This window comes from Wohlfahrtiimonas populi (assembly GCF_002006795.1).
In the GTDB taxonomy this organism is placed as follows: Bacteria; Pseudomonadota; Gammaproteobacteria; order Cardiobacteriales; family Wohlfahrtiimonadaceae; genus Wohlfahrtiimonas; species Wohlfahrtiimonas populi.
In genome coordinates this window covers 559,026-570,198 of sequence record NZ_MVDN01000001.1, presented here as the reverse complement: position 1 = coordinate 570,198, position 11,173 = coordinate 559,026, and the positions used below count along the sequence as shown (strand labels likewise).

At 34.8% G+C, this 11,173-nt stretch carries 12 protein-coding genes; 7 read left to right on the top strand and 5 right to left on the bottom strand.

Annotation, left to right across the window (positions count from 1 at the left end; translation table 11 throughout):
• Positions 1-163 precede the first annotated feature (163 nt).
• The 5 genes from BZK16_RS02880 to BZK16_RS02860 form a co-directional block, all read right to left on the bottom strand.
• Positions 164-1,528 (bottom strand): phosphohexomutase domain-containing protein, encoded by a 1,365-nt coding sequence (locus tag BZK16_RS02880; protein WP_077927371.1) that lies wholly within the window; start codon positions 1,526-1,528, stop codon positions 164-166.
• Between the two features lie 34 nt (positions 1,529-1,562).
• Entirely contained in the window at positions 1,563-3,020 is a 1,458-nt protein-coding gene (locus BZK16_RS02875; RefSeq protein ID WP_077927370.1) for a glucosyltransferase domain-containing protein, read from the bottom strand.
• Positions 3,021-3,303: 283 nt separating this feature from the next.
• On the bottom strand, positions 3,304-4,221 hold the full coding sequence (locus BZK16_RS02870; RefSeq protein ID WP_077927369.1) for a glycosyltransferase family 2 protein: 918 nt from the start codon (positions 4,219-4,221) through the stop codon (positions 3,304-3,306).
• The gene (locus tag BZK16_RS02865; protein ID WP_077927368.1) at positions 4,218-4,391 is read right to left on the bottom strand and encodes a glycosyltransferase; all 174 of its coding nucleotides are present in this window, start codon (positions 4,389-4,391) and stop codon (positions 4,218-4,220) included. The genes BZK16_RS02870 and BZK16_RS02865 overlap by 4 nt, the downstream gene beginning before the upstream one ends.
• Positions 4,392-4,410: 19 nt before the next feature.
• A complete protein-coding gene (locus tag BZK16_RS02860) occupies positions 4,411-4,755 on the bottom strand; it encodes a GtrA family protein (RefSeq protein ID WP_077927367.1) in 345 nt (114 codons plus the stop codon).
• A 95-nt stretch (positions 4,756-4,850) separates the two neighbouring features.
• On the opposite strand from BZK16_RS02860, the gene polA reads away from it, so the two are divergent.
• The 7 genes from polA (at position 4,851) to xth (ending at position 11,168) form a co-directional block, all read left to right on the top strand.
• Positions 4,851-7,901 carry a DNA polymerase I gene (gene polA / locus BZK16_RS02855; RefSeq protein ID WP_077927366.1) on the top strand — a complete coding sequence of 1,017 codons (3,051 nt, stop codon included), beginning with the start codon at positions 4,851-4,853 and terminating at the stop codon, positions 7,899-7,901.
• A gap of 6 nt (positions 7,902-7,907) precedes the next feature.
• Complete coding sequence (locus BZK16_RS02850) at positions 7,908-8,723, top strand: DUF1152 domain-containing protein (RefSeq protein WP_077927365.1); 816 nt, start codon at positions 7,908-7,910, stop codon at positions 8,721-8,723.
• A 218-nt stretch (positions 8,724-8,941) separates the two neighbouring features.
• Positions 8,942-9,259: a hypothetical protein gene (locus tag BZK16_RS02845; RefSeq protein WP_077927364.1), complete on the top strand. Its 318-nt coding sequence runs from the start codon at positions 8,942-8,944 to the stop codon at positions 9,257-9,259.
• 155 nt (positions 9,260-9,414) lie between these two features.
• Positions 9,415-9,912 carry a pilin gene (locus BZK16_RS02835; RefSeq protein ID WP_077927362.1) on the top strand — a complete coding sequence of 166 codons (498 nt, stop codon included), beginning with the start codon at positions 9,415-9,417 and terminating at the stop codon, positions 9,910-9,912.
• 93 nt (positions 9,913-10,005) lie between these two features.
• Positions 10,006-10,182 (top strand): hypothetical protein, encoded by a 177-nt coding sequence (locus BZK16_RS14220; protein WP_158076793.1) that lies wholly within the window; start codon positions 10,006-10,008, stop codon positions 10,180-10,182.
• Positions 10,155-10,379: a lysozyme inhibitor LprI family protein gene (locus BZK16_RS02830; protein WP_077927361.1), complete on the top strand. Its 225-nt coding sequence runs from the start codon at positions 10,155-10,157 to the stop codon at positions 10,377-10,379. The genes BZK16_RS14220 and BZK16_RS02830 overlap by 28 nt, the downstream gene beginning before the upstream one ends.
• Before the next feature lie 21 nt (positions 10,380-10,400).
• Positions 10,401-11,168 (top strand): exodeoxyribonuclease III, encoded by a 768-nt coding sequence (gene xth / locus BZK16_RS02825; RefSeq protein ID WP_077927360.1) that lies wholly within the window; start codon positions 10,401-10,403, stop codon positions 11,166-11,168.
• Positions 11,169-11,173 lie beyond the last annotated feature (5 nt).

Below are 11,173 nucleotides of genomic sequence, written 5' to 3'. Positions count from 1 at the left end.
GAATTTCATTAAATCCTGACCTTGTTAAAAAATTTGTATCATTGTTCACTAAGTTAATGAATCATATATTTAAAAAATAGCCGACTATTGTAATCTAGAAAAAGAAAGTTGTAACTATGATTGCATAATTACAACTTATAATTTTGTACTTGTTTTACGTTTGTTATTGAATAATCTCTGTTAATACTTGCACATATTCTTCCATTGATTTGGGGTTCTGAGCACTTTGACTTTCAATATTTAATCTTAGTAAGGGTTCAGTGTTGGAAGCACGAACATTTAAGCGCCAAGCACCAAAATCTAAGCTGATGCCATCAGTTGTATCAATACTAGGATTTTGATTTGTGAAGTGATCCATAATTTTTTGGATTGTTACTTGAGTATTTTCTACTTTAAAGTTAATTTCACCGCTACATGGGAATTTTTCAATCATATTTTCCACAAGGGATGATAATGACTGCTGAGTTTCTGACATCACAGAAATTGCTAGTAACCAAGGAATCATACCACTATCACAATAAGAAAAATCACGGAAATAGTGGTGTGCACTCATTTCACCACCATAAATTGCATTGTGCTCACGCATCATTTCTTTGATGAAAGAATGACCAGACTTAGATTGTATCGCTATTCCATTATATTGATTAATAATGTCAAAAGTGTTCCAAGTTAAGCGAGGATCATGCACAATTTTTTCACCAGATTGTTTGAGTAAGAATGCTTGAGCCAATAAGCCTACAATGTAATAACCTTCGATGAACTGCCCTTTTTCATCAAATAGGAAGCAACGATCAAAGTCGCCATCCCATGCAATGCCTGCATCTGCATTGTGTTCTATTACTGCATTGGCTGTCGCTGCGCGATTTTCCACTAAAATAGGATTAGGGATGCCGTTAGGGAAGTTGCCATCAGGATCATTATGTATTTTGATGAACTCTACAGGAATATTAAGCGCCTTGAATTTAGTTTCCAATGCATCTACAACATGACCTGCTGCACCATTACCTGCATTCATCACTAATTTCATTGGACGAATTTTAGCTGGATCAATATAAGTTAATAGGTGTTCGATGTATTCAGGCAAAATATTATAAAACTTAGTTGTACCCTTGTTTTGAACTTCATCGAAATTACCTGATTCTGCCAGAGTTTGAATTTCCTTCAACCCACTTTCTGCACCAATTGGACGAGCATTTTCACGCACTAATTTCATGCCATTGTAATCCATAGGGTTGTGGCTAGCCGTGATCTCAATACCGCCTTGGACATCTAAATGAAATGCGCCAAAGTATACTTCTTCTGTACCTACTAATCCAAGATCTAAAACATTGACACCTGCATCATTCAATCCATTGATCGTCGCTTGTTTCAATGATTCGCTAGTTAAACGGACATCGCAACCGACAACGATAGTTTTAGGTTGGTAAATTTGACCATAAGCTCGGCCGATTTTATAAGCAATCTCTTCGTTGAGTTCTGTGCCGAGTTTGCCACGAATGTCGTAGGCTTTGAAGCAGGTAAATTTCATGGAATAATCCTTTAAGTTAATAATTGTAGATTTCTCAAATACATTTATCAAAGTCAATGATGAATGTATTTTCTTTTTGTCTAATTTGGTAAAAATGATTGCTTTCTAATAAAGGAAAGTCGCATTTTTGTAAGATTAATTCTTCTTTATTTGTTGACCAGTTGAACCAATAGTAGGTTGATAAGCTTTTGACTCCCCAATATTGGTCTTCTGACAAATGGTTGGGGACTAATAAATGCATGATAGGATACTTGTTATATAGTAATAAGCTTCTAATCGCTGGTGGTGCTGATCCTGCAATAACAAGCTCTATTTGTTCGTCTGGTACAACACTGGTGAGTTTATGAGTGATTTCTGTTGCTAAAAGATTATTATAATCATCATTATTTTTTAGAATGCTACCAAATATACTAGAGAGTACGAACGAGTAACTAAATAAAATAATGTAAGCAATTGTTGCAATGTATTTAAGTAGCTTTTTCTGATGCGTAAATAAAGGTTGTATAAAAATTGCTAGGATAATGATAAAAATAGGAAAAACTATAAATGTTCTAGCAGTTAACCACATAGTTTCCAACAGAATATTGGGAAATACTGAGCATATCATCACACCCAAAATACATAGGATTATAATCAATATTTGTTTAAGTCTAACTAACATAGAGTCTATTTTATATAATTTTATGGATAGACCGCAGATTGCACCTATGATTAAGAGTGCTGTTGCAGTTAGGTATTTACTAGATATGAATAATGTTTTATAAATATTAATATAGTCCGATAATCTATTAATTATAATGTGCATATTATTGATAGACATGGGTAAAAGAGCTGCGCGCTCTATAGTATAACCACGGAAATGCAATATTATTTTATATGCAGCAAATGCCAAGAAAAAGCTAATAAGAGAATAGAATAGGACTTTCCAAAGTATTTTTTTGTTATTAATAGAATGAGATATTTGTAGGCATAACAGCGCAGAAAAATATAACATGCTAGAGATTTGATAAAGTCCAAAAATTAAAAATAAACATATGCTACTAATTAAAATGAAAAACTTATGTTGATAATAATAGATCGGCAAAATGGCTAAAAATATTGACAGTGCCATATATAAACTGTCGAATCTGAATGCTAAATTTTCTAGTAGAAAAGGGGGAATTAGTAATATAAGACATGTGAGGTGAGAAATATGAAACTGTTTTGATGGTGTATATAGACCAAGTGTGATCGCTAATATTGTTCCTGATATAAAAATGATAATTGCAGAGATGATAATGGAAAAAGGATATAAAGATATTGCAATATCTTGAAGTGATAGTAGTTTGGCTACCAGTGATGCAATGAATCTACCGTCGTGCCCCCAACTATATCCTAATATTGCTCGCCCCATATCATCTAGATAATATGTGTTAGCCAGAATAATAGGTAGAACATATAATATTGCGATAGATAATAGTATATAATTGATTGGTTTAATTGTTTTCATCATCTGCTTTTACCTTCTACTTCTAAAATATACCTTAGGTATTTGTTTGATTTTGATATGAGTTTTATGTGTGCATTTATCTCAACTTATTAAATATTACTTTTTAGTAAGATATAAGTGATATCTTCGTTGAGTCATGCACAGAGGTGCTATAAATATCCCAAAGTCTAAAGCAAGAATAAACAGTCATAATATTTAATCTATCAAAATCGAGTATTGTCATAGTTTATTCGGGAGATTGCAATTAGGTTAATTTATTTTTGGGTGTCAGTCACAGATCTATAAACTATAACTTCTTTTTTAGAATAAACTTAGGGCGCTGTTTAGTTTCAATATAAATTCTACCAATGTATTCTCCTAGCACACCAATGCCAATTAACTGAATGCCACCTAAAAATAAAATAGACACTAATAATGATGGATAACCAGGCACAGGATTATCAAATAAGATTTTATCTAGCATCATGTAAGCACCATATAGGAATGCGAAACTAGCAACAAAAAATCCTAGGTATGTCCAAATACGAAGTGGTGCAGTTGAAAAACTAGTAATGCCTTCCAAAGCTAAGTTCCATAATTTCCAACCATTGAATTTTGTATCTCCAGCAGAACGTTCCGCACGAGTATATTCAACGATAGCTGTTTTGCCACCCACCCAAGAAAGAACACCTTTCATAAATAGATTACGTTCAGGGAGCTGTTTAATATTTTCTACAACTTCTCGAGACATTAGGCGAAAATCACCAACGTTTTCTTCAATTTTTGGCTGGCTAATTTTGTTATGTAATTTATAAAAAAGCTCTGCCGATTTTCTTTTAAGTGCAGTATCACTTGAGCGATCTACTCTTTTTGCTAAGACAACATCATAGTCTTCTTGCCATTTTTGAATCAATTCAGGGATGATTTCTATAGGGTCTTGTAGGTCAACATCAATAGGAATAATGGCATCGCCTGTCGCATGTTCTAAACCAGCAAACAGTGCAGGTTCTTTGCCAAAATTTCTTGTAAAACTCAAAGCTTTTACAGATGGATCCGAAGCCTCTAGCATATTAATCAAATTCTCTGTTTGATCTTTACTGCCGTCATTGATGAATACTAATTCCATTTGATAAGGCTTCAAAAATTCTGCATTTTTAATTGCTTGATAGAAGATTGGAATGGCAGCTTCTTCATTATAAACAGGGATGATTAGAGATATTTTCATAATATGTGNAGCATATTAATCAAATTCTCTGTTTGATCTTTACTGCCGTCATTGATGAATACTAATTCCATTTGATAAGGCTTCAAAAATTCTGCATTTTTAATTGCTTGATAGAAGATTGGAATGGCAGCTTCTTCATTATAAACAGGGATGATTAGAGATATTTTCATAATATGTGTATCTTTCAATTTATTTAAATACGATCCATTTTGAATATAGGTAACCTAAAATTAGACTCAAAGCTGAAAATGAAGCAAGAGTTATAATAGGGTGCAGATTTAATTTTTCCGCAATTAATCCCGTAGTATAGCTCAAAATCCCCATGAAAATGGTGAATAAAATATATCTTAAACTAGTAGGTGTTTTATTGAATGTGAACTTAGCATTCATAAAAAAAGAGAATGTCACTGCAACGATAAAACCTGCCAGATTTGCAATAGATTGCTCAAAATTTAGCAAGAGAATAAAAATTCCAAAAATTAGCCAATGTAAGCCTGTATTAAGAATGCCAATTGATACATATTTTAAGAACATAATGATTCTAATATTTGATTATTAAGAGTCGCATTGTAAACTTTTAAAGATAATCATGTAAAATCATTCTACTTATTACCAACATCTGGAAAATCATGTCTAACAAAACTTTCTTAATCATCGATGGTTCTAACTTTTTATTCCGTGCTTATCATGCTTTGCCACCTTTGACGACAAGATCAGGTCGTCCAACTGGGGCGATTCGTGGTGTCATCACGATGTTTCAAAAGTTATTGGATAGTTTTGATCCTGCTTATGTTGCAGTGACATTCGATGCGAAAAGTAAAAGTTTCCGTAGTGATATTTATGCTGATTACAAAGCGCATCGCCCGCCAATGCCAGATGATTTGCGTGAACAAATTGCACCATTGATGGATGTTGTGGATTTGATGGGTTTGCCTCGTTTAATCATTGATGGCATTGAAGCTGATGACGTGATCGCAACTTTATCCATTGAAGCTAAGCAGAAAGGTTTCAATGTGATTATTGCATCAAGTGATAAGGATTTAGCACAGCTCGTCGATGATCAAATCAAAATGTATGATGGTATGAAAAATCAGATGCTAGATCGTGAAGGTGTTTTTGAAAAACATGGCGTTTATCCTGAAGCCATTCGTGATTATTTAACCTTAATGGGCGATAAAGCCGATAATATTCCAGGTGTTGAAGGTGTTGGGCCAAAAACAGCTGCCAAATGGATTACTGAATATCAATCCTTAGAAGGCATTTTGGCTAATGCTGAGCAAATCAAAGGCAAGGTTGGTGAACGCTTACGTAATTCTTTTGAGCAAATAGAGCTATCCAAAAAGCTCACAACATTAGTCATGGATGCAGAACTACCTTATAAAGTTGAAGAATTAGAATTACGTGATGCAAATGTGGAAGGCTTAAAAGAGCTTTATACAGAGTTTGAATTTCACTCTTTATTGAAGCAGTTGGTTGCAGGTAAAGCTGATAATGCATTTAAACCGATGTTGAATACTATTGTATCAGCACCGAGAACAATGGAATGGATCATGCCACGTAAACCTGATTTTCAGGATTATCGTGTCATTACAAGGATTCAAGATTTAGATGATTATATTGCCTGTATTCCACAAGCTTATCGTTTATCGATTGATACAGAAACTGATGGCTTGGATTTCATGCAGGCAAAATTAGTTGGCATTTCTTTGTCCATTGCGGCTGGTGACGCTGTGTATATTCCTGTGCAACATGATCTATTGGTTGCGCCAGAGCAATTGGCGTTGCAGGATGTAATCACACGATTGAAGCCAGTTTTAGAAAATCCTGAAATTTTAAAAGTAGGGCAAAATCTCAAGTTTGATTGGCACATTTTACAGCGCTATGGCATTACATTGAATGGTATTGCGGATGATACGATGTTGGCTAGCTACGTTTGGGATGCGACAGAAAAGCATAACATGGATGATCTTGCATTGAAATATCTTGATCATACAACAACGCCGTTTGAAGAGATTGCAGGCAAGGGGCGCGCGCAAAAGACATTCAATGAAATTCCACTAGAAACGGCAACTCATTATGCCGCAGAAGATGCAGACATTACATTGCGTTTATGGCAGGCTTTAAAGCCGAGAGTGGATTCTATTCCAACATTGAAATCATTGTATGAAACGATTGAAATGCCATTGTTAACTGTGTTGGCAAAAATGGAACATGATGGGATTTTGGTGAATGTTCCTCATTTGGAAGCATTTAGCCAAGAGCTATCAGAGCGCTTAACAAAATTAGAAAATGAAGTTTATCATTTGGCAGGCGAAGAGTTTAATTTGAGTTCACCAAAGCAATTGGGTGAAATTTTATTTGGTAAATTGGGCTTGCCTGTGATTAAGAAAACAGCAAAAGGGCAACCGTCAACAAATGAAGAAGTATTACAAGAATTGGCACTTGATTTCCCATTACCAAAGCACATCATTGAATATCGCGAATTGGCAAAATTGAAATCCACTTATACAGATGCATTGGTTGCTGAGGTTGATGCGACAACAAAACGTATTCATACATCATTTAACCAAGCTTTAACATCTACAGGGCGTTTGTCTTCATCAAAGCCAAATCTTCAGAATATTCCTGTACGTACAGAAGAAGGTAGAAAAATTCGCCAAGCATTCATTGCGAAAGATGGTTATAAAATGATTTCTGCCGACTATTCACAAATTGAATTGCGTTTGATGGCGCATTTTTCAGGTGATGAAACTTTGATTGCAGCGTTTAAGAATGATTTAGATATTCATAGAGCAACGGCTTCAGAAGTTTTTCATACGCCATTGGAAGAAGTTTCGGGTGAATTGCGTCGTTCAGCTAAAGCTATTAACTTTGGTTTGATTTATGGTATGGGCGCATTCGGTTTAGCGAAGCAATTGGGCATTGCTCGTGCACAAGCACAAGATTATATTCAGCGTTATTTCAGTCGTTATCCTAGTATTTTGCAGTTCATGGAAGATGCTAAAGAGAAAGCGCGTCAATTGGGTTATGTGGAAACATTGTTAGGTCGCCGTTTGCCATTGTCTGATATCAATAGCACGAATCATATGATGAAATCAGGTGCTGAACGTATTGCTGTCAATGCGCCATTNGAAGAAGTTTCGGGTGAATTGCGTCGTTCAGCTAAAGCTATTAACTTTGGTTTGATTTATGGTATGGGCGCATTCGGTTTAGCGAAGCAATTGGGCATTGCTCGTGCACAAGCACAAGATTATATTCAGCGTTATTTCAGTCGTTATCCTAGTATTTTGCAGTTCATGGAAGATGCTAAAGAGAAAGCGCGTCAATTGGGTTATGTGGAAACATTGTTAGGTCGCCGTTTGCCATTGTCTGATATCAATAGCACGAATCATATGATGAAATCAGGTGCTGAACGTATTGCTGTCAATGCGCCATTGCAAGGTACAGCAGCAGATATCATTAAATTGGCGATGATAGAAGTGGATAAGCAATTAACCGCATCAGGATTAGATGCAAAAATGCTTTTACAAGTACACGATGAATTGATTTTGGAAGTTTCTGAAAAGGATGCAGAAGCAGCAGTGCAATTACTGAAAAATGCTATGGAAAAAGTGATTGAGCTAAAAGTGCCATTGAAAGTAGAGGTAGCGGTTGGCAATAATTGGGATGAGGTGCATTAAAATATTATGGAAATACCTTTTTTAGCAAAAATGAAAAAAGCTCAGAAAATATTATTGGCTGGTGCAGGTGGTGGATATGATATTGCCAATGGTGTGTTCTTATATCTTTATTTAAGAGCGCAAGGTTGTGAAGTTTATTTAGCAAATTTATCATTTGCCACTGTTGGTTATAGTGATTGTGAAGAGTGGACTCCAGGATGTTACGATGTTTTAAGAATATCAAATATTTCTGAAGATGCTCGCCATAGTGATTATTTTCCTGAAAAACATATTTTAGAGTGGCTTTATGAAGTACATGGTGAATCACCTAAAATGTATGCATTTTCTAATCAAATTGGCGTTTTACCTTTGACCAATGCTTACCAAAAAATTATTGATGAATATGATATTGATACTGTTGTTTTAGTTGATGGTGGAACTGATAGTTTAATGTTTGGTGATGAATCAGGTGTTGCCACGATTGTTGAAGATGCTTGTTCAATGCTAGCTGCAACGGAAACTAATATTCCTAATATTTATTTAATGTCGATTGGATTTGGTGTCGAAAATTTCCATAAACTCAATCATTATGCTTGTTTGGAAAATATTTCAACGTTAACTAAATTGGATGCATTTTTAGGTTGCCTATCTTTAACAAAAAATATGAAAGAAGGGCAAGAGTTCTTGGCGTTGACAGATTATCTCAATAATCATTTAAACCATCAAAGTATTGTTGTAAATTCTATTGCTCATGCAATGAGAGGAGAATATGGTGATTTTCATCACTCTAAACGTACTAAAAATTCAGAGCAATATATTAATGCCAATCTGTTGGTTTTTTGAGGCTAGAACTATTGCACAAAAAATAGTGTTTAGAGAAAGAGCGCTAGATACTTATACAATGCAAGGTGTTGTACAAGCATATCGCTTATATTATGCAACTCATACTTTACGACCAAATATGAAAATACCATTAGTGTAGTGACATAAGCGCAATCCATGGGATGGCGCTTTTTTATTGTACAATGATAAGTCTATTAATAATTAAGAATAAAATCATTATGAAAAATCTTTTGTGGATGTTATTAGATGTATCTAAGATGATATTGGGTGTTTTTTCTGGCGTTATTTTAGTATGGGTCGTTCTATTTCTTTGGATGAATGATACAGTGGAAAAAGATCAAGAGCTTCGCACATATATTTCTGAAGGATTGGCTTTGTCAGTAGGTGTTAAATTAGCAAGTATTGATTTCTATGAAAAAGAACAACGGTTCCCAAATGATAATAAAGAAGCTGGTTTAGTTGAGCCGAATAAAATTCAAGGTGCACGAGTGAATGCTATTGAAATTTTGCCTGAAGGAAAAATCATCATTCATTAATTTTGGTCTAAAAAATGATGAGAAACCTCAAATTTTATTAGAAGCACAAGTTGAAAATGGGAAAGTGAATTGGACGTGTAGAGATAATCCAAAAGCATTAGACCATTTTGATCAAAAGCTTTTGCCCGCTTCATGTAGGGAATGAAAATAGAAATATGCAAAATATATCAAAGACAGATAAGTCAAAGATAAAAAAATGGAAGAGAGTATTTGTTATATTTTTAGTCATTGCGATTATTATTAGTGTTGCTAATATGTTTTCGATGTGTGCTTTAAAAGATTATGGAAAACGTACTTATGTTGCTGAAGGATTTACAATAGCTTCAAAAGTAAAGATTGCTATCGCTGAATTTTATGAAAAAGAAAAGCATTTTCCGAATAATAATCAAGAAGCGGGCTTACCTGAAGCTAATCAGATAGTAGGGCAATCGGTTAAAGCTGTTGAAATTCTACCTAAAGGCAAAATCAAGATTACCTACAATAATAAATTGGCTGATAATGCCTTTATTATTTTGGAGGCAGTTTTGGATGATAAAGATAAAATCACTTGGCAATGCAGAGAATCGGATTTATTAGAAATTAGGATAATTCCCGCTCTTTGTCGTGGGCAGATTGATGATTTCAATTCACAAAATAAAGTTGGTTATCTTTAACATAAACATAAATGCATTGAAAATAATCGAATGTTATCAATGAAGCCCTGTAGTATGTAATATATAAACCACTTATTAAAATCAGGAATGCAGATGAAAAAGACACTATTGAAATCAGCTTTATTGATGATTTCATTTACAGCACCGCTTTATGCAGAAGAAGTTACTAGCGCAGATCCATTGGCGCAATGCTATGAAACAACTCAAAATGTTAAGACGAATGTGAAGCAAGCTGTTCAAACTTGTTTGGTCAATCCAAAGCTGCGTTAGAAGGCATTGATTCAGTCTCAACTGTAGATGCTGTTAAGGCATTAGAAAAATCCCAGGCTGTTTTTATTGAATTTAGAGATGCAGAATGTGAACGTGAATCGGCTGCTATGATGGGCGGAACAGGTTCAGGTAATATTTTGTTATCTTGTAAAGCACAGTTGAATAATTGGCGCGTTGATCAATTATCTAAGCAATAAATTAAAGGTTAAGTTGTTAATATGAAAATCATTACATGGAATGTGAATTCCGTTAATGTGCGCCAAGCGCATTTAGAGGAAGTGTTGAAAGATGTAAAGCCAGCGATTATTGGTTTGCAGGAGCTAAAGTGTGAAACTGCAATGTTTCCTTTTGATGCTGTCAAAGCACATGGTTATCACGCAATTGCAAGTGGGCAGAAAGCTTACAATGGCGTTGCTTTAATCAGCCAAATTGAGCCTCAAGATGTTGAAATTCAATTGCCCAATTTTGAAGATGATCAACAGCGCTTGATTGCAGCAACAATTGGCGATTATCGAGTCATCAATGTTTATGTTCCTAATGGGCAAGAAGTTGATTCTGAAAAATATGAATATAAACTCAAATGGCTCGCTGCATTTCATGATTATTTAAAAGATGCTTTAGAGCAATATGGGAATGTCATTGTGATGGGCGATTTCAATATTGTGCCTAAAGATGAAGATGTTTATGCGCCTGAATTGTGGCAAGGTAAAATTCTGTGCTCAGGTAAAGAACGAGAAGCATTTAACAATATGTTGTCATTAGGTTTTGTGGATGCTTTACGTGTATTTGCAACACAAGATCCAATGTTCACTTGGTGGGATTATCGTCAAGGGCAGTTTGAAAAAGATGAAGGAATGCGCATAGATCATTTCTTATTATCTAAAAATGTATCGGCTCGCTTGATGAAATCAGAAGTTTTGCGGGATGTTAGAGCAAAAGAGCGTCCTTCAGATCATGCGCCTGTGGCTATTTACTTAAAGGATTAAATAAA